The following is a 19,300-nucleotide window of genomic DNA, read 5'->3' on the forward strand; positions in this document are numbered from 1 at the left end:
CCAATAAACTGAAAATAATATGCCCATTGCGTAAGCTCTCAAGATCAAATGCTACAAGTTGAGTTTGTCGGTTGTTCCTGAAACCTGAACCACGGAGTGTGGATAGGTAACTACTTTCGCAAGTAGTAATTCAGACAACCCACTCCGGCACCTGTGCCGATGAGGGCAATGAGTGCAGGAGCTAATGGTAGCCATCCACCGGGGAAGGCGAGGACGAAATAGCAGATGCCGTAAAGAGTGACAACCGAAACCACACCTGCGATCGCTAAAAATCTCGGTTGCCGAAACCACCAAACCACAAAACCACCGACCACCGACCAGCCAAAAATCCAAAGCGTTTCCGACCCCATGGGCATCCACCAAATCAAGGGACGCCCATTCAGTGTGGCACTCAAGAGTTGGCTAATCATCTGCGCGTGCAATACCACTCCCGGAACTTCACCATAAGGTGTATTCCAGTAGTCGGCTTGGCGTTCGGCTTTATCCACCAGGCCAATCAACACAATGCGATCGCGGATCAAGTCTGCGGGAACGCGATTTTCCAACACATCCTTGAGAGGAACGATTGGCACGAACTTTTCTGGATCACCCTGATGAATTCGATAGTTGAGCATCGCTTGATACCCACCCAACTGATCACCTCGATCTCGGTAGCCGCTGCCATTTCCTGACGTTGGTGCCCACAAGGGCGGAATCACCGTCTTGCCAAACTGCATGTGGCGCACAAAGTCTTCTTCCTTCGGATCAAAGGGAGAGGAATAAGGAATACCCTTCCCTTCCAGGTATTTTTGCGCCAGTACCAGGCTGAAGGCATTCATCGTGTTGCAATAATCTGGATCTGCCCCTGCCATCAGGTAATGGCGACGTAAAAACTTACCCCCATCATCTTGCAGATTAGCAAAGCCGACCCGCTCTATCGGTACATTTGTCGGGGCTTTGTTTCCCTTCTTCATTTGCCCCCGATCATTCGTGCCACTGCCTTTGCAAACGGCTACCAAGTTGGTGGTGTCTTTAAAGGTTTGAGTGAGTTCTGGTAATGAACTCAAGTCCCGGATAAAATCTAAGCCAATCAAGCGGGGTTGATGACGGTTAAGGGCTTTGAGGGTATCCGATAGCGCCAAGTCCGGCACAGTCCCTCGCCCCAAGCGATAGCGATCACTGCGATCGATCATCTCAGCACTGTCTACATCAACCCCGACAATCACCAGCCGATCATCTTTCGGTTCATTCGGACGCAACCGGAGCAAATGGTCGTAGGCTGCCAGTTCCACCGGTTGCATCAGCCCAAAAAAGCGTCCAGCAAACACTAATGCCGTGACAGCCAAGCCAGTCAACATCACCGTGCGCCGCTTCACCCGACGATAGGGGAGTTCTCGACTCGCTGCCAAATACTCTAACTGAAGGTCGGTGGGAGCCGGTTCTCGATTGGTCGTTTGTGTCAACCACTGCTGGGAGGCAACCAAATCTTTCCCCCGCACCAAGAAGCCATCATCACGTCCATGCTGTTCCCACTCCTTGGCTTTGAGCAACAAACGGGTGTGAGTTCTGACATAATCTGGGTCTGTATCCAGGGTTCTCGTGAGTTCCCCAAAGTTGGTAAGGAAGTCTCCTCCATGCTTGCGGAAATCCACCCACTGCACTTTTGCTAAACCTGGGTGCAGCGTCGCCGGATCGACCTCCTGATATAAAACGGTGACAATGCGCTTATTCAAGCTCATCGCATACTCCACCTGTGCCGCAGAGTCGGGCGAATTGACGGAGTTGGGGGAAATAATAAATAAAAAGTTGTTGGCGTATTCAATTCCCCGCTGAATCTCTTGCTGAAAGTCAACCCCAGAGGCGATACTTTCTTGCTCAAACCAGGTTGTCTTGCCTTGAATTTGTAGAGTCTCGTTCAGCTTGCGGGCAAAATCAGAATCGGTGCGGGAGTAGGCAATAAATACATCGAGGGAAGCATCTGGAGGTTGTTTGAGGCTTTCCGCGATGAATTCTTCTTGTAGGGGTGTGGATGAATTCTGAGTTCTCTGTTTTGCCACCTTCAACCACGCCTCAGCTTGGCGAAGATTGTAACCCCGCAATAAAATGCTGGGATTGCGCTTTTGCCGTTCCCACTTCAGCGCCTTCGCCAATACGATTTTATGCTGCTCATGGTAAGCGGCGTCTTCACGCAGTACCTTAATTAACTTGGCAATAGCATCGTGATATTGCGCCTCTTGCTCCGGATCTGTGATCGTGATGAACTGTATAGCACCTAGTTCAGGCGGAACTTGCTCAAGCTCAACCTCTTTAATCAGTACAGGAATAATTCGCTTTTTGTGCGTCCTGGCGTGAGCCAGTTCCATTTGACAGTATTGCGATGCCAGAGAGGCTGGAGACATGAGATAAACCACATTATCGGCTTCCTCCAGACCCCGATAAATGGCCTCTACAAAATCTGTCCCAGAGTTAATGTCTGTTAGGTTCGTCCAAACGGTGAAACACTCGCGCCTCAAACTGTTCGCCACTTTTTCCATGAACGCCCTCTCCTTTTCCGAGTAGGAGAGAAAGACATGAGTCATTAGGTTATTGGCGTTCTTGGTACTTTCACCAATAAAGGCACAGTGCAAGTCGGTTGGTTCGCAAGGGGGTTGCTCATCCTTAAACCGGATTTTTAGCCAGTTTTCGGCTTGTATCCGTTCTTCTCCGGTTAAGAGGTAACTTGACTGTTTCTGATTGCGTTCCCACTCCAGCGCTTTAGCTAAAAAGTAGGTGTGCTGTTTTACATAGTCTCGATGACGAGTAAATATTTCTAGCAGTCCAGCAAAGGATTTCTCAAAATCGTCAATTCCTTCGCGGAAGTAAACCCAGTTGATTTTGCCAATCACAGGGTGCATATTGGGGAAACTGGAGTGTAAACCCTTGGATTTGTAAGTTTCCCACTCACTCAGATCACGGCCTGGGTTGCGTTGCTGCCAAATTTCTTCTGTAATTTGCTCGACGTGCAACAGGGGAATAATTCGTTTATTGCGTCGGAGGGCTAGCTCAATTTCTTTGCCGCAGTAGGGCGAGTTGACAGAGTGGGGGGCGATGAGAAATAGAAAGTTATCGGCTTTCTCGATGCCGTCATCAATTTGGTTTTGGTAATCTACCCCTAAAGGAATATCGTTTTGATCAAACCAAACCTTTCGTCCTTCTTTCAGGAGCCGGTCATAGAGCTTAGTTGCAAAAGCTTTGCTATCTGCTCGTCCGTATGAAATAAATGCATCTTGAAAGCTATTGATCTTTCCTAAAACTTCTAAGCTGCTATTCACACAAAACCTCAAGTATGTCAAGTTTTTTTAAACGAACGTCAGGAGCAGATGAGCGCTACTCGATTGCTTCCTTATTTCTACTTTATCTATTCCTTTAGGTAGTTGTCCAAATTTATTATCTTTACTAGCACTAAAAAATATTGGTAAGTTGGATTTTCGTCACATTACCCAGATTGTCTATCTCTAGAGCTATAAAAGAGCGTTATTCGATATAATCATGGCGATCGCTAAACGCACCGCTTGCCCCACCACCGAAAAACGTGCTGCCTCCGAAGCCGCTTCTTGCCACCTTAACAATTGTTTCTGGAAGATTTCATCGGTTTCAGCTCGCTTCATAATTACTTTACCAATGACTTCTTTTTGAATTTCTTCCGTCGAAATGTTCTGTTGTTGCAAAAACTCGATCAGCCGCTCTACACTATCCACACACTGTTCTGGTGCTTGGGACATGATAATCCGTTGAATCTGAGTGACCACCTCTTGATATAACTGCCGTTTGCGACGGTTAGGTGATAAGGACAGGGGAGGTGGTGCTGGCAATGGGGGCAGCCGTTCGATCTGTAAATTCTGAGCCTCCTTGATTTCAAGTAAGTCCAGGAGAATTTGGCGTCGAGTCACAAAACGCTCCAACATATCTGGATAGAGTTGCACAATCCGCTGACTAATCAGCTTGGTATTGACCGATCGATTAGCGGACAAGCGCAGTAAGTATTTCCCAGAATTGGCTTCATAGGATTTGAGGGTGAGTTGAAGATTCGGAGACTCGAATTGGACTTGAGTGAGAGTAAACACGAGCGCCTCCCAGTTCGGAGCCTCAAGAAACGACACGGTTACCGTTAAGCGGTTTTCGGTGTTTTTGCGCTCCAATCCTGCGGGTGGCAAATCGCCCGTTACTGGATAGCGATCGCTTGGGCTTTTGCTAGAGTAGTCGAATCCCGTAAACACATATCGACACTCAACATAAGATAAATCGACCTCCTCCAAATGCCACTGATGAATGCAGCAACCCGTCAGTTCTGCCCGGTCGAGTTTAGTCCGAATTAAATAACTTTCCAACAGATAGGCACCACTCAAATTGGCCTCACTTAACAGAGTATCCTTCAGATAAGCCCCACTTAAGTCAGCTTTTCGCAAATCAGCTCCCCGTAAATTCGCCTCACTCAGGTCGGTGCGTAATAAATAAACCTCTTGCAGAACTGCACGCAACAAATCTGCTTTTCGTAAACTGGCTCTGAGCAAATAAGCCCCCGTGAGATTCGCTCGACTCAAGTCTGCACCCTCACAATTGGCTTCACTCATATCCGCACCCGTGAGAATCGCCCGATGCAAGTCTGCCTGTCTGAGATTTGCACCTCGCAGGTAAACGTTATTGAGATTCGCCTCTGTCAAATTAACGCCAACTAAAGTCGCTTCTTGTAAATTCGCCTGTTCTAAATTAGCTTCCCGTAGATTCGCACCGGTGAAATTGGTAGCGATGAGGTTGGTGCGGCAGAGATTGGCTTCCATCAACTGTGCGCCCATGAGCAGAGCATGGTTGAGATTAGCGTGTTCGAGATTAATCTGATCAAGCTGAGTGTTCTGCAAATCTGCCCCACTCAAATTAGAAGCGCTTAAATCCGCCCAATTTAAATCAGCCTCTCGTAGATTTGCCAATCGCAGATCCACTTTACTCAGCTTGGCTCGACTCAATATTGATTGAGTAAAATTGGCATTGTCCAAGATAGCGCTATGTAGATTGGCCTGATGCAAGTTGGCTCCAGTGAAATTGGCGTGGCTGAAACAACACCAACTCAGATTTGCACCACTGAGGTTAGCACCCGTCAAATTAATTTTGCGGAGGTTCGCCCCGGTCAGGTTTGCCCCACTCAGGTCAATATGGGCAAAGTCACGTTCTCCTTGTCGGTATCGGTCGAGAAAGTTTTGTACTTGCATGGAGGCCGTTTGGACAGGGAGAGTGGAAGAGTGGGGAAAGGTGATTTTTGTTGACCGGGAGGGATTATCTACTGCTGTGATTGGTGCATCATGGTCACCAGCATACCGAGAAATAAACTACTCAGGCTTACTTCGTTGAAGCCTGAGTTTTCAGTAGCCCTGTATCCCAGGTGGTCAACTCAACAGGTTGTCCCGTCCATAAAACACAACTAAGATACGAACCTCCAGGCTGGTTTATAGACAGCCCCAAAGCAGAAATATTTTTCGCGCCATTTAAAATTAAAGTCGGCGACTCCCTCACGAGAGCCGCCGCTCTCCAAAACCGTGCTTGATACTTTCGCATCACACGGCTCCTCAGCAATACGGTGTTTGTCATACAAACCTCATTGCCAGCATATCGTTTTCCCAGAACCATTCTGAGTTAACTGGCGGCTTAGGCTCGACACTATTGCAGTCGGATTTTGTGCCATAACTGCCGTCAAGGGCAGTTTTTATATCGTGGCAATGTCGATGAAGGAGTTGCCAATTTTTGTATTCATCCTTTCCACCAAGAGATTTCGGGATGATGTGGTCACGCTCTATTACATCTCCATCTTTGAGGTACAGTCCGCAGTGGGCGCATTTTCCTTTTTGCTGTTTCAGCAGCGATGCTGTTCGCTTTGGCATCTCAGGATTTTTTCCCATTCGGATACTCCAGTAAATTAGGTTTCCATCGTATGGTGACGCTTCGCCTTTAACTTTCACATAGTCCCTAATATTGGTGTCTCTGTGTTTTAGTAACCGAAGGTGTTTTTCACCTTGCCTGGTTGCGAAGACCCAATTATCGCCGCCAATGGTTTTCCAGTATTTGTCTGCAAGCCATTGTTCACCTTTGTTTCTGTGTCGGCTTTTTGCCCATGCTTTTAATGCAATGTAGATATTAGCATCGAGCTTTTTAAATGCTTTGCTGCTATTGACCGTAGAGTAATAGTTTGTCCATCCTCTAATGATAGGATTCAATTTGTCTATCAGGCTCTTTTGTGAGCTTCCTTTGTGGTCGTTTATTACTCTCTTGATTTGGTCGTAATGTACCTTACATTTTTCTTTGCTTGGGGTGATGATAGTTTTGAAGCCTAGAGGTTTCCCTTTTGTGTCTTTTCCTGTCGTGTATTTTCCGACAGGGAATTGTCGGACATAGTATCCCAAAAAGTTAAATCCTGGTTTTTCTTGTCCATGCTCATTTAAGGTATGAGCTATACGGGTTTTGCTCGGTTTCAATTCTAAGCCCATGCCTTTTAACCATTCAGAGATTACCTCTCTGCATCCTTGGACAACGGTTATGTCATTGTGGAGAATCACAAAGTCATCGGCGTAGCGTATTATTGAGACTGAATCTCGCTTATCCCTTTTTGGAAGTTGATATTTTCCATCTGACCTTTTTAGGTCACAGGTTTCCACGTACTCTTTAATTCGCCATTCCATCCCGTGAAGGGCAATATTTGCCAGTAACGGAGAGATTACCCCGCCCTGTGGCGTACCCTCGGATGTGTCGAAGTACTGCATATTATCCATCACCCCCGCTTTTAACCACGCTCGGATTTGTCGGCGAATGGTGGGGGACGTATTTAGTTTATTGAGCAGTGCTTCATGGTCAATGCGGTCGAAGCATTGTGCAATGTCTGCATCCAGCACGTATTTTGCTTTTTGCTTGATTACAGTCTGTATCGCTGATATCGCATCTTGGCACGACCTTCCTGGTCTGAACCCATAGCTATTGGGTTCAAATTGCGCTTCCCATTCTGGTTCTAGTGCCAGTTTGACTAGCGCCTGCAAGGCGCGGTCTTTCATGGTAGGTATTCCCAATGGTCGCTTCTCTTCCTTTCCCGGTTTTGGAATCCATACTCTCCGGGTGGGGCTGACCTTGGTTCCCAATTTCAATTGACCTATAAGGTTTTGACGTTGCTTTGGGGTCAGGCTCCTCTGCCCATCCACACCTGCCGTCTTTTTGCCTTGGTTATCTTGGGTAACTCTACGCACCGCGAGACATCTTGCTGACCAAGATTTCATCAACAACTTTTGGAGTCGGCGAACTGTCCTGACATCTCCACGACTAGAGGCTTGGTAAATCCGTTTTTGTAGCTTGAATGCCATCCGCTCATGCTTTCGCCAAGGGATTTTGTTCCATTCATACATCGGTTGTTCCGTGTTCATGACTTGTTTTACTACTACTGTTGGCTTTACCTTCCTTATTACCGTGGGTCTGTTAGCATATCCTCACTCATGGCTGATATTGTCAAAAGCCCCTTTAATATCGGCATCTAGCACCCATGTGTCCATTCCTTTCTGGAGTCTAATCCAGGATTGTTCAAGAGCGTCATGGCAGCTTCTACCGGGGCGAAATCCGTAGGAATTAGCCTCAAATTCGGCTTCCCAAATGGGTTCCAACGCATTTTTGACAACTGCCTGTGCGACTCGGTTTTTGACCGTTGGGATGCCTAATGGACGTTGTTTGCCGTTTGCTTTGGGGATGTATACCCTTCTGGCAGGTTTGGCTTGCCACAGGCTATATGTCAGCATTTCTCTGACAAGTTTGACTCTTTCTGCTGGGGTCGTTGCCGTCTGACCGTCTATGCCCGCCGTTCGTTTCCCTTGATTTTCTTGAGTCACCCTTCGCACTGACAGTAGCAGGTTGGAGTAACTGCGTAGCATCAGTTTCATAAGGCTGCGAACCTTATTCCACTGACCGTTCTGTTTGGCACGATAAATTCTCCGTCTCAGGTTCCTAACGCGCTCTTTGATGGTCTTCCAATCAATGTCTGACCACTCTGTTGGCGGTTCCTTGGCTCCGATTTCATTGCTGAATCTATCTTTCACTTCGGTTCGGTTCCTTCTCTAAGGTTTTATCGTTTGAAACCTAGTGGAAGTCTGCCGTCTTTCGACGTAGGGCAAATCTTGAACCCCTATCTTCTGCATTACACAGAAGCATTTGCTTTCTCCACCTTCCTTTACCCTCTAAATAATTCCGTCTTCCTTACAGTTGACCTACTCAAGTTTTCGACCTTCACCTGAGAATCTATAGGGCTTACTGTGTTCCGTACATCTGAACTTCGATTGGGTTAGGATTCCATCTCTATCCCGGCAGGAGTTTAGTTCTCTCGTTAAGACTAAACCATACTGTCATAACCAACCTGCTTACCTTTTGGTCAGAGTGTGTCAACCTGGTTTCACTCTTCAGCGAATTACGGGACTATCAATAATGGTTCACTTTCGTTAATCCTTCTCAATCTTCCCCTTGCCCTCCTTACAATTCAGGTTTTGTATCTTGGACTTTTGTGCCTTGCATTCCGTCAGGTTCATTGCTTACTTTTGACGTAGAATGACCACATCTAAACCGCTTACCACTTCTGTTCGATTCACCCCGAATTGGGTGGATATGCAGGCACTTGTGGCAAGTTTGGCTGGTATAACGAGGGTCAACAAATACCAAATTTACACCAAACTTTATCGCTTTATAAGTCAGAAACTGGCGAAGTTGGTAGAACGCCCAGCTATTGCTCCTACGTCTCTCTGTTTTAGAGCGAGGTTGTTGGTTGGTGCGCTCACGAATTCCCGTCAAATCCTCCAAGGCAATAGTTTGCTTGGTATTTTTGGCGTGTTGGATAAGTCGATAGCTGACGGTATGATTCACCTGTGCCTGAAAGCGTCGTTCGCGTCCACTCAACCGTTGCAAGACCTGTCTCGCCCTACGACGAGTAGACCTTGTGCCTTTGGACGCTTTTTGCTGCAACGAAGCTCTGACACGGGCGTATTTGTCTCGAATCAGGGTTATTTGTTTTCCACTGAATTTCTCCCCCTCAGAGGTAACGCAAATGTCTGTTCTGCCCAAATCCACGCCCAAAACTTTATCTGTTTGTTCAGGTTGTGGTGGTTCCGATTCAAGCTGAATTTGCAGGTAGTAAGTACCATCTTTTCTTTTTACCAGCACTGCCGATTTAGGGTTTCTCCCTGTCAACAAGTGACGCTGATAGTTGCCAATATACAAGGGGAATTTCTCTCTCCCTTTCATCGTGGTCAAACTAACAGTCCAATCTTTCTCCTTAAAGGTGAAAGTCCGAGCATCATAGGTTGCACTGGTTGGAGCAAACCCCTTAACAGGTCGGTTTTGCTGTTTAGCGGTTTTACGGTTGGCACAAACCCTGCGAATAGCATGGATGGTCATCTGAGCCGACAAGCCCGAATAATCCCGTGCTTCCTTGTAAATCAAGGATTGTACGGCTATCTGGTTAGTCAGTTTTGGGTCAGTGTTTTTGTTCACGTACTCACAGCAGTTTGCAAAGGCACGAAGTACCGCGTCAAGTTTCTCAACCTGACCTTGAGTAACTTCGAGTTTACAGCTAACCGTGAGGACTTGAGACATTTTCAAAGGGTGAAGAATATGCGACGAATATACCATGTGATTGCTAATTTAGGGGGCATCGAACCCCCTAAATTAGCCGCTATCCCTCCCTACCTTGTAGCCGTTCATTCTCGCCTAGCGGCTACGAAAATCTGGCGACTGTTGGTGGGGACTCTCGCGAACACGTTGAATAAAAGGTTTGATCGAAGTTTCGTCCGGTTGCAACTTGAGAACCGATATATACGATTTAAAGGCTGATTAGCTTAAAACTCAAGATTGAATGAGTGAAAATTACTCAGCAGAAGCAAAAACCATCTGAGGTGCAAGTAACAGCCCGTTTTCTGAAGGAATCACCTGACCGATCCCCAAAAATTCACCGTCTTCTCGCTGAACCCGTAACGCATTTGGAGGAAGATCCGTAGAGGTATGATGCCAAACGATCCGCTGCCCTAAACACCACCGATTAGCCTCTGATGCAGGTAAGGTGGCAACGGCTAGATGCTGCAATGCAGTTATGGGTGGTATGGGCTGAAATGTCCCTTGTTGCAATTGTGCGTCCAATTCTTCTAACGTCAGACTATTTTCCAGATGGAAGCCACAGCTTTGGGTACGGGTAAGGGAGGCTAGAGTGCCGCCGGTATTGAGTAATTCGCCTAAATCTCGCGCGATCGCACGAATATACGTCCCCGAACCACAGGCGATCGCTACATCCAGTTGGGCCAACTCCCCCGGACGCCAATCCAACACCTGAATCTGATCAACTTCCACCGTCCGCACCGGGACTTCAGCCGTTTCACCGGCTCTAGCTAAATCATACAAGCGTCTTCCCTGCACCTGAATCGCGCTGTACATCGGTGGTATTTGTTGAATTGTGCCCTGAAACTGCGGCAGAAGGGATAAAATCTCGTCTAGTGTCAACCCTTCGGCTGAGTGAGTGGCGATCACCTCTCCTTCCAAGTCATCCGTCGTGGTTCTCACCCCCAGTTGGATTATGGCTCGGTATGCCTTATCTTGCGGCATATACTGCAACAATCGGGTGGCTTTACCCAATGCGATCGGTAAGACGCCCATAGCAGCAGGATCTAACGTTCCCCCATGTCCCACCCGCTTGAGGCGCAAAAGTCGCCGGACTTTGGCAACGCAGTCATGGGATGTCCAACCGGCTGACTTATTGAGATTCAAAAAACCTTGCACTATTCAATCCTATTTGGGGAGAGCTTGCACCATTGTAATCAGTTGCCAGTGCCACTTTTGATCAAAGGCCAAGACTGACATTCAAGATCACAAATTCATTGGTGCAAGACTCCCCATGACCCATTACCGATGACCCATTACCGATGACCCATTACCCATTTTCAAGATCGCTCTCATAGCTAAGACAATTTCAGGCTTCTTGTAATTCCCGCAACGTCTTCAGCGACTCCTCAATATGACCTTTAAAGTTGAGCTGGGAGTTAAAAATATGTCGCACAACCCCACTCTTGTCAATGACATAGGTCACACGACCGGGCAAAAGTCCCAGGGTTGAGGGAACGCCGTACAGTTTACGTAATTGCTTGCCCTTATCGCTTAACAAAATAAACGGCAATCGGTGCTTGGCGGCAAATTGCAGATGAGAGGTGGATGAGTCATCGCTAACGCCAATCACTTCAGCACCTGCGTCTTGGAAGACTTGGTAACTATCGCGAAAGGCACAGGCTTCTGCCGTACATCCTGGTGTATCGTCTTTGGGGTAAAAGTACAAAACAACGTTCTTTTTGCCGATAAAATCTTTGAGGCTGATGGGTTCCCCTGATGCGGAAGTCAAGGTGAAATCAGGAGCCTTGTCTCCAATCTGAACAGGCATATCTATACATTTGTTACAAATCTGTATTTAATCTTAACTTTTTTACAGAAATTAAAGTCGGTGAGCGATCGCTTGAGGGTTGCTGAAGCCAAAAATAAACCTGTAGGAGTCCCCCTTGTGGGTACCCGGTAATGAGAGAGGGCAACCACAAGGAAAGTCTCTACATAATTGCTCCTAGCAACACCATGTTCCTAAGGTGTAGGCACAGGCACTGATGTTGGTGTCGGTTCTGGGGTGGAACCCTCAGCCCTTTTTGCCCGCTTAATCTGCTCCTCGGTCAAAGACTCCACAAGGCTCAAGGGAAGAGGATATCGGCTCAGAAATTGAGCGTAGGAAGCACTTAAGTAAACTTGGTAATCTGGATTATTGGCAATGTAAGTTTGAAAAAATGCCAAACTCAAAGCTTTCATATAATTCTGTGCCACTGTGGGATCAGAACCAATCACTTGAGGAGGTAGGGGTATTGCTCCCTCTGATTGCCCTAAAGTAGAAAAGTGCGTTCCTCCTTTGAGCAAAACCAGGTATTTGCTTGGGGTTGTCAGCCAGGTAAAGGGTCGAATTTGTTCGGGCAAAGCTGGAGCTACGTTATCATCACTACTTGCCACTAACATCAGTGGGACTTGAATCTGACTGTATTGGGATTTTCCAAAAATTGTACTCCCCACGGGATTGATGGCAATCCCGGCTTTGATTCGCTCATCGGAGAGTTGATAGTCCTTGGATAGCAACTCTAGGGCGCGACACTGAAGGAGAAGGGATAAGTTTAAAGAGTCATTTGAGGGGTCGCACTCTTTGTTTAATACCTCAAAATCAATCTTGGCACCCGTCAGTGCTAAAACCGTGTAGCCTCCGAAGGATTGACCTAAGACGCCGACTTGTTGCAGATTAATACGTTCCCCAAATGATCGCTTGAGTTCATTGAGGAGAAACTTAATATCTAATGGTCGGTCGATTAACTCGGCTGGGGGAGTTACCTCACTGGCAAGACCATTGATTAAAGCCTGTAATTGATCCGCGTTACTTCCTGGATGTTCAGGGACAGCCACCGCAAAGCCATAAGAAGCCAAATGGTTGGCTAAATAGGCAAAGGTTGTACGGTCTGAGCCTAAACCATGAGAAATCACAATTAAAGGTGCTGGACGTTGACTTTGTTGAGGGAGGTAAAGATCGACGGGAAACTGTCTCTGACGACTAGAGTCATAGAGGGTCAGGGTTTGCTTGGAATATTGAGTTTCTCCAGGTTGCCGCAGGTCGGGTAACGTAGAGAAATAATTCGATTCTCGGCCTAATCCTTTCGGTAATGTGTGTCCTGAAGAGAGTGTAGACGGTGGTGCTGATTCCCGTTCGGATGCCTGTGCGGATGCTTCTGTAACAGCCTGTTGCTCTACTGCGGCGATCGCTAATTGGGTTTGCTGAATCAAGCTTGAGAGCTCTTCAATGACCTGAAAGCCACGCACCGAGTTAATCCGGATGCCGTAGGTGGGAAACTTCTCCAGGACATTCAACAGAGTCAATCCGTCTGGCGCACCCGCCGCTTGGATTAGCGCCGCCCGAATCGCGTAGAAACCGGGTTGACCGGCTTTGGTTTGGATAATCTGACCGACTCGATCTAAGATAATTTTCCCTTGAGACGAATAGAGAAATTGCGCGATCGCTAGCGGCTTGATATCGATTCGAGTCTGTAAAATTGTCCGCAACTGCTCCAGTTGCTGCGGATTAAGACGGTCTGTATAAGCGGCTAATTCTCGATCAATTTTGCCATCTCTTGCATAAGTAGCAAGAGATTTGACCGACAAAGATACTTCTAAAGGGCCATAAGTTAGATAAATTCGTTCAGCCCCCTGTGCGGGAGTGGACACAACCACTGGAGCGATCAATAATCCTAGATTGACCAGAACGATTCCTAGTCCAGCCGATCGTTTTCCCTTCTTGGCTGATCGATCAAGTCCACTCGCCTTGATCAAAATTCTGAACCAATCTCCGTCTTGCTCACGAAGCGTTGGGTTCGGATTGCGCTGACGTACTCCGACATTAATGTTCATTTAGCTAGCCGTCCTTCCTCACTCATCACCAAACATGCAAAAACGTCTCCACCTTCCCAAGGTTTGAAAATCATCCCCTTCCCTTGCTGTTCCTGCTCAGAAAATTTCTGAACGCACTTGTAGGTCAAGTGAGTAACTTTATCATTGGGATTTTTCTATCAGACGTCTCAAGAAATTTGATACTCTTATGTCAATTTTATCCATTACTCTAGAGCAATGGCTACCTTAAATTTAATGCAGTTTATTCTATTTAGTTCTATACTATTTATCGAAACGGATAGAAAATCTCTAAAATTAATAAAACGTATTTTATCATTCAAGCTATCAATTGAATGATAGACTTATAGTCTATCGTTTTTCAATAAAATTGCAAAAAAACATAGGTTATGGATTTAATGAAGTTTTCCCTTCTATTCTAGAAGAGATATTTTTTGACTTACTTTTACCGCTAAAATTTTAACTTCAAGAGATTTGGCATAAAAAATGAAGGAGCTGAGTTCTAGGAAAAAACTCATAAATATGTTTTAAAGGATACTGAAAATTTTGTCCTGAATTTCCCCTAGAAAAGCTGGTTTAATTTGATAAAAATCTGATAGGTTCTTAAGACAGTGCGAATGAGAAGGCTAAGGTCTGGGAAAAAACGCACTTTGTTATGTTGCAAGAGCCTATAGTGTTCTGGCGAAAGCCGATTAATTTAACTCATCGGGGGAAAAATATGGAGGCATTAAAAGGACGAGATTTACTTGGTGTGGCAGATCTCAGTACCGATGAAATACAGGAGCTGTTGCAAATTGCGGCTCAGTTGAAAGCAGGACAGCTAAACCTGCGATGTCATAAGGTATTGGGGCTATTATTTTCCAAGGCTTCAACACGAACGCGAGTCAGCTTTTCGGTAGCCATGTACCAACTAGGGGGGCAAGTCATTGACTTGAATCCGAATGTTACCCAGGTGGGTAGGGGGGAACCGATCGTTGATACCGCACGGGTTTTGGATCGATATTTGGATATCTTGGCCATTCGTACCTTTGATCAGAAGGAACTGGAAACCTTTGCCCAATATGCCCAGATTCCGATTATTAATGCTTTAACGGACTTAGAACACCCTTGTCAGGTTTTAGCGGATTTGTTAACGATTCAGGAGTGCTTTGGTTCGCTGGCGGGGATGACGTTGACTTATTTGGGAGATGGCAATAATGTAGCGCATTCTCTGATGTTGGGCTGCGCTTTGATGGGAATGAATGTCCGAGTGGCGACTCCTTTGGCTTATCAACCGAACCCAGATATTGTAGGGAAGGCACAGCAGATTTCGGGTGGTAAAACGGAAGTCCTGCTCACGGATGATCCCTGGCTCGCGGCTAAGGGTGCTCACGTTATTTACACTGATGTATGGGCGAGTATGGGGCAGGAGGCATCAGCGGATAGTAGAATTCCTGTTTTTCAGCCTTATCAGGTGAATGAGCAACTGCTAATGAGCGCTGATTCAGAGGCGATTGTGTTGCATTGCTTACCCGCACATCGGGGAGAAGAAATTACGGATGAGGTGATGGAAGGCAAGCGATCGCGGATTTGGGATCAGGCAGAAAACCGGATGCACGCTCAAAAAGCCTTACTGGTTAGCCTTTTAGGAGCAAATTAAAATACAGAGTTGGATAGAGAATAAATCTGATCCCTACTGGACAGAATGGGGGTTTTAGTAGTACGAATGTTCTATAGATGGTAACAATCATCACCTAAAAGTGATGAGTGATGAATCATGGTCATTCAAACCTCAAGATTGGGCGAAGTATTCGTGTCAAAACTAGGTTTTAACTCTAAGTTTTCCACACCAAGGCTTTGCCCCCATACTTCAAAACGATTCTTTACCCCATTGTCGCCTTATGGAACCCCTGACTGACGCTCAACAACAACTATACAATTGGCTGATTGAGTATATTCGCACCTCACAACATGCGCCTTCAATTCGGCAAATGATGAGAGCGATGAATTTGCGATCGCCAGCACCCGTTCAGAGTCGCCTGGAGCATTTACGAGCGAAAGGCTACATTGACTGGACAGAAGGGAAAGCTCGCACCATTCGGATTCTGGCTCATGCTAACACGGGCGTACCTGTCTTAGGTGCGATCGCGGCGGGTGGGTTGGTAGAACCCTTTACCGACACGGATGAGCAACTCGATGTGTCACCCCTATTGCGCCAACCGGGTAATTTTGCCCTACGGGTGATTGGAGACAGCATGATTGAAGACCTAATTGCTGAAGGGGATTTCGTGATTATGCGACCTGTCCCCGACCCAGAGCAACTCAAAAATGGTCTAATTGTTGCAGCACGAGTGGATGGACATGGCACCACCTTGAAACGTTTTTACCGTCAGGAAGATCGCGTCACGCTCAAACCCGCTAATCCTAAGTACGAACCCATTGAGGTGATGGCAACAAGTGTACAGGTGCAGGGGGTTCTAGTCGGTGTCTGGCGAAACTACGAGGCAGCAAGCTAATGGGTAGCCGCAAGGGTTTCACTAAAAGGATGAACGATGAAGGATAAAAAAACTTTTCATACTTCACACTTCATACTTTTTGGTGAGTAGGGTCATCTCAAAACATCTAACTCTGGGATGATGGCTTAAATTGAAATATAATCTATGGTCATCATCCCAATTGCCCGTGAAAGCAACGAAATCTGTCCTACAAGTTTTTCAAAGCCGCAAGATGGCGGCGCTAGTATTATTGGGCTTTTCGTCAGGGTTACCCCTGTTCTTGACGAGTAAGACATTACAAGCCTGGATGACCGTAGAAGGAGTAAATCTGCGTTCAATTGGGTTGTTTAGCCTAGTAGGTTTACCCTACTCCTTGAAATTTCTTTGGTCGCCTTTGCTGGATCGGTTTGTACCGCCGTTTTTAGGGCGTAGGCGGGGTTGGCTTGCTCTGACACAAGGGGCATTACTGTTGGCGATCGCAGCAATGGCTTTACAACAACCTCGTCAAGCCTTGCAGTTCCTTGCCATTAATGCCCTATTCATTGCTTTCTTCAGTGCAACTCAAGATATTGCAGCTGATGCCTACCGCACCGACGTACTCGAACAACGGGAAATGGGAGCCGGTGCAGCAGTTTTTGTTTTAGGGTATCGCGTCGCTCTGTTGGTTACAGGTGCTTTGGCACTCATTCTGGCTGACCAAATGCCCTGGTCAACAGTTTACCTGTTGATGTCCTTGCTCATGGTGGTGGGATTGGTAAGTTCATTTTGGGCACCAGAACCGAGAGAACAAGAACGCCCCCCTGAATCCTTATCAGAAGCCGTAATTCTCCCCTTTGCGGAATTTTTTCAGCGATCGGGTGTCATCCGGGCTGTCTTAATTTTGGTGTTTATTGTCCTCTACAAACTGGGTGACGCTTTAGTTAACAACATGTCCACGCCCTTTTTGCTCAAGACGGGCTTTACCCAAACGGATATCGGAGCCATTCAAGGCGGTATGGGGTTATTAGCCACCATTGTCGGTACTCTTGCAGGTGGGGCAATTCTCAGCAAACTCGGCATCAATCGATCGCTGTGGGTCTTTGGTGGGCTGCAAGCGGTGAGTAATTTAGCTTACTTCGTCCTAGCACAACTTGGCAAAAACTATTCGTTTTTAGTGATTACGATCAACATTGAAAACTTTTGTGCTGGATTAGGAACTGCTGCTTTTGTTGCCTTTTTAATGAGTCTTTGTAACCAGCGCTTCTCCGCAACCCAGTATGCTTTACTTTCCAGTTTGATGGCTGTTAGCCGAGATATCTTAGTGGCACCAGCAGGCGGATTGGCAGAAGCGACGGGTTGGCCCTTGTTTTTCCTGGTGAGTATCGTCGCTGCTGTACCCGGATTACTACTACTACCAGTATTTGCTCCGTGGAACTCTCAGCCTGCCCCAACGCCTTGACAGTCACCTGGAAAACCCTAAACCTTCTAACCCTCTCAACCCTCACCATCAGCCTCTCCAGAATATTAAGTCTTGATGTGGCATGATTTCTAAATCCCTCACAAGTCACTCGGGGATTTATGCAACTGGTTGATTGGCTGATTGTACTGCTCTACCTCATCTTCTCGATGGGCTTAGGGCTGTACCTGTCCCGCAAGGCGTCGGGAAGTTTGGTAGATTTTTTCGTATCGGGGCGATCGCTCCCTTGGTGGTTAGCTGGAACCAGTATGGCAGCAACCACGTTTTCCATTGACACCCCCCTCTACATTGCCGGAGTTGTCGGCAATCGAGGGATTGCTGGTAACTGGGAGTGGTGGAGTTTTGGCATTTCCCACTTAATCATGGTCTACATCTTTGCGCGGATGTGGCGGCGTTCAGAGGTGGTTACCGATGCCGAATTCACCGAACTTCGCTATGGCGGGAAGATGGCGGCGGTGCTGCGGGGGGTGAAAGCGTTCCTGTTTGCCGTGCCAATCAACTGTATTGGGATTGGCTACGCCATGCTAGCGATGATAAAAGTCGTGGATGCCCTGGAAATTTGGCAAAATCTAGGCATTACTCCCGGAGAAAACCTGAAATTCTGGAGTGTTGTCGGTGTCAGTATCTTGGTACTCATCTACGCGGGTTTTGCTGGGTTGTGGGGCGTCGTCACCACTGATTTCTTTCAGTTTGTCCTGGCAATGTTAGGTGCGGTTGTCGTTGCTGTGTTTGCTGTCAACCATGTCGGCGGCATTCATGTCCTCATTCCTAAAGTGCAGCAAGCCACCCAACAAGATGTATTGTCTTTTTTACCCTTAAGCTTTGGGTCAGGAGGAATTCAATGGAGTGATGCAGCCGGCATTACAGGGAGTACCTTTGCCGCTTATATGTTGGTTCAATGGTGGTCGTGGCGTCGTAGTGATGGTGGTGGCGAATTCATTCAGCGCCTGATTGCCGCCAAAGATGAAGCCGAGGCAGAAAAGTCGGCTTGGTTATTTAATATTCTCAACTACGTGGTTCGCACTTGGCCTTGGATCGTTGTCGGTTTAGTGGCGATTGTCGTCTATCCCGATTTACAAGACCGAGAATTAGGCTACCCCAAACTGATGTTAGATTTCTTGCCACCAGCCGTATTGGGCTTAGTGGTAGCTTCTTTGCTAGCCGCTTTTATGAGTACGGTTTCCACCTCAATTAACTGGGGTGCCTCTTTCGTTACTAATGACCTTTATCTGCGGTTTATCAAGCCTAGTGCTACCCAGGAAGAGTTGGTTTTTATGGGACGAATTGCCTCTGTTTTAGTCACAGCGTTTGGTGCAGTAGCAGCATTTTATGCTAAGGATGTGGCGACTGTCTTCCGATTAGTGATTGCGATCGGAACCGGTTCTGGGTTGGTGTTAATCCTGCGTTGGTTCTGGTGGCGGATTAATGCGGCGGCTGAACTAACCGCAATTCTCGGTGGTTTTGTCGTAGGTTTGACGACAAGTGTGGTGCCAGGGTTACAGATTACAGACTTTGGTTGGCGCTTAATGTTCATTACCATGAGTGTTGGGGTCCTGTGGATAGCCGTCATGTTTTTGACCCAACCGGAATCGAATGAAACCCTGGATGAATTTTACCGGAAGGTGCGTCCTAGTGGGCCAGGTTGGCAGCGTCAACGCGATCGCTTAGGTTTGGAACCTCTTCAAGATTTAGGAACGGATATACAACGGGTTCTAGCCTCGATTTTGCTGATGTTCGGGACAATGTTCACCGTTGGAGGATTTTTGCTCCTTCAGCCCCTGACGGGATGGGTGTCGTTGATCATCGCTGTGGTTGGAGGAATGTGGTTGCGTCAGCTAAATAAGATTAAATCATTACCAATGCCCAGACCTGGACTGGATGACTAGGA

Annotated in this window: 13 protein-coding genes and 1 pseudogene; 5 read left to right on the forward strand and 9 right to left on the reverse strand. The window is 47.0% G+C overall.

The features are described 5' to 3' along the window. Positions 1–110: 110 nt before the first annotated feature. The 6 genes and pseudogenes from MIC7113_RS15940 to MIC7113_RS15965 form a co-directional block, all read right to left on the reverse strand. Positions 111–3,290 carry a TIR domain-containing protein gene (locus MIC7113_RS15940; protein WP_015183186.1) on the reverse strand — a complete coding sequence of 1,060 codons (3,180 nt, stop codon included), beginning with the start codon at positions 3,288–3,290 and terminating at the stop codon, positions 111–113. 189 nt (positions 3,291–3,479) lie between these two features. Then, the gene (locus tag MIC7113_RS15945) at positions 3,480–5,222 is read right to left on the reverse strand and encodes a pentapeptide repeat-containing protein (protein ID WP_015183187.1); all 1,743 of its coding nucleotides are present in this window, start codon (positions 5,220–5,222) and stop codon (positions 3,480–3,482) included. Between the two features lie 127 nt (positions 5,223–5,349). Continuing rightward, positions 5,350–5,598 (reverse strand): hypothetical protein, encoded by a 249-nt coding sequence (locus MIC7113_RS36495; protein ID WP_041780092.1) that lies wholly within the window; start codon positions 5,596–5,598, stop codon positions 5,350–5,352. Further along, positions 5,595–7,412 (reverse strand): group II intron reverse transcriptase/maturase, encoded by a 1,818-nt coding sequence (ltrA, locus tag MIC7113_RS15955; protein WP_015183188.1) that lies wholly within the window; start codon positions 7,410–7,412, stop codon positions 5,595–5,597. Before ltrA ends, MIC7113_RS36495 begins: the two co-directional genes overlap by 4 nt. 69 nt (positions 7,413–7,481) lie before the next feature. Then, positions 7,482–8,075, reverse strand: a pseudogene (locus MIC7113_RS15960) (reverse transcriptase N-terminal domain-containing protein); the annotation flags it as partial. A gap of 427 nt (positions 8,076–8,502) precedes the next feature. Next, complete coding sequence (locus MIC7113_RS15965; protein WP_015183190.1) at positions 8,503–9,618, reverse strand: RNA-guided endonuclease InsQ/TnpB family protein; 1,116 nt, start codon at positions 9,616–9,618, stop codon at positions 8,503–8,505. An 18-nt stretch (positions 9,619–9,636) separates the two neighbouring features. On the opposite strand from MIC7113_RS15965, the gene MIC7113_RS36500 reads away from it, so the two are divergent. Beyond that, a complete protein-coding gene (locus MIC7113_RS36500) occupies positions 9,637–9,855 on the forward strand; it encodes a hypothetical protein (protein WP_015183191.1) in 219 nt (72 codons plus the stop codon). Positions 9,856–9,888: 33 nt separating this feature from the next. On the opposite strand, the gene truB is transcribed toward MIC7113_RS36500, so the two are convergent. The 3 genes from truB to MIC7113_RS15980 form a co-directional block, all read right to left on the reverse strand. Further along, positions 9,889–10,791 (reverse strand): tRNA pseudouridine(55) synthase TruB, encoded by a 903-nt coding sequence (truB, locus tag MIC7113_RS15970; protein ID WP_015183192.1) that lies wholly within the window; start codon positions 10,789–10,791, stop codon positions 9,889–9,891. A gap of 190 nt (positions 10,792–10,981) precedes the next feature. Further along, on the reverse strand, positions 10,982–11,443 hold the full coding sequence (locus MIC7113_RS15975) for a peroxiredoxin (protein WP_015183193.1): 462 nt from the start codon (positions 11,441–11,443) through the stop codon (positions 10,982–10,984). Between the two features lie 191 nt (positions 11,444–11,634). Then, on the reverse strand, positions 11,635–13,485 hold the full coding sequence (locus MIC7113_RS15980) for an alpha/beta hydrolase (protein ID WP_015183194.1): 1,851 nt from the start codon (positions 13,483–13,485) through the stop codon (positions 11,635–11,637). A 715-nt stretch (positions 13,486–14,200) separates the two neighbouring features. Between MIC7113_RS15980 and argF the strand changes: the two genes are divergently transcribed. From argF to MIC7113_RS16000, 4 genes are all read left to right on the forward strand, one after another. Further along, entirely contained in the window at positions 14,201–15,121 is a 921-nt protein-coding gene (argF, locus tag MIC7113_RS15985) for an ornithine carbamoyltransferase (protein ID WP_041780904.1), read from the forward strand. 241 nt (positions 15,122–15,362) lie between these two features. Further along, positions 15,363–15,977 carry a transcriptional repressor LexA gene (gene lexA / locus MIC7113_RS15990; RefSeq protein ID WP_015183196.1) on the forward strand — a complete coding sequence of 205 codons (615 nt, stop codon included), beginning with the start codon at positions 15,363–15,365 and terminating at the stop codon, positions 15,975–15,977. A 211-nt stretch (positions 15,978–16,188) separates the two neighbouring features. Next, on the forward strand, positions 16,189–17,394 hold the full coding sequence (locus tag MIC7113_RS15995; protein ID WP_015183197.1) for an AmpG family muropeptide MFS transporter: 1,206 nt from the start codon (positions 16,189–16,191) through the stop codon (positions 17,392–17,394). A 119-nt stretch (positions 17,395–17,513) separates the two neighbouring features. Then, entirely contained in the window at positions 17,514–19,298 is a 1,785-nt protein-coding gene (locus tag MIC7113_RS16000) for a sodium:solute symporter family protein (RefSeq protein WP_015183198.1), read from the forward strand. Positions 19,299–19,300 lie beyond the last annotated feature (2 nt).

The sequence above is a fragment of the Allocoleopsis franciscana PCC 7113 genome (assembly GCF_000317515.1).
GTDB classification, from domain to species: Bacteria; Cyanobacteriota; Cyanobacteriia; order Cyanobacteriales; family Coleofasciculaceae; genus Allocoleopsis; species Allocoleopsis franciscana.

Bases quoted from the DNA above. Each gene is read 5' to 3' on its own strand.
- MIC7113_RS15945 (WP_015183187.1), bottom strand. From the start codon at position 5,222: ATGCAAGTACAAAACTTTCTCGACCGATACCGACAAGGAGAACGTGAC.
- MIC7113_RS36495 (WP_041780092.1), bottom strand. From the start codon at position 5,598: ATGACAAACACCGTATTGCTGAGGAGCCGTGTGATGCGAAAGTATCAA.
- ltrA (WP_015183188.1), bottom strand. From the start codon at position 7,412: ATGAACACGGAACAACCGATGTATGAATGGAACAAAATCCCTTGGCGA.
- MIC7113_RS15965 (WP_015183190.1), bottom strand. From the start codon at position 9,618: ATGTCTCAAGTCCTCACGGTTAGCTGTAAACTCGAAGTTACTCAAGGT.
- MIC7113_RS36500 (WP_015183191.1), top strand. From the start codon at position 9,637: ATGCGACGAATATACCATGTGATTGCTAATTTAGGGGGCATCGAACCC.
- MIC7113_RS15975 (WP_015183193.1), bottom strand. From the start codon at position 11,443: ATGCCTGTTCAGATTGGAGACAAGGCTCCTGATTTCACCTTGACTTCC.
- MIC7113_RS15980 (WP_015183194.1), bottom strand. From the start codon at position 13,485: ATGAACATTAATGTCGGAGTACGTCAGCGCAATCCGAACCCAACGCTT.
- argF (WP_041780904.1), top strand. From the start codon at position 14,201: ATGGAGGCATTAAAAGGACGAGATTTACTTGGTGTGGCAGATCTCAGT.
- lexA (WP_015183196.1), top strand. From the start codon at position 15,363: ATGGAACCCCTGACTGACGCTCAACAACAACTATACAATTGGCTGATT.
- MIC7113_RS15995 (WP_015183197.1), top strand. From the start codon at position 16,189: ATGGCGGCGCTAGTATTATTGGGCTTTTCGTCAGGGTTACCCCTGTTC.
- MIC7113_RS16000 (WP_015183198.1), top strand. From the start codon at position 17,514: ATGCAACTGGTTGATTGGCTGATTGTACTGCTCTACCTCATCTTCTCG.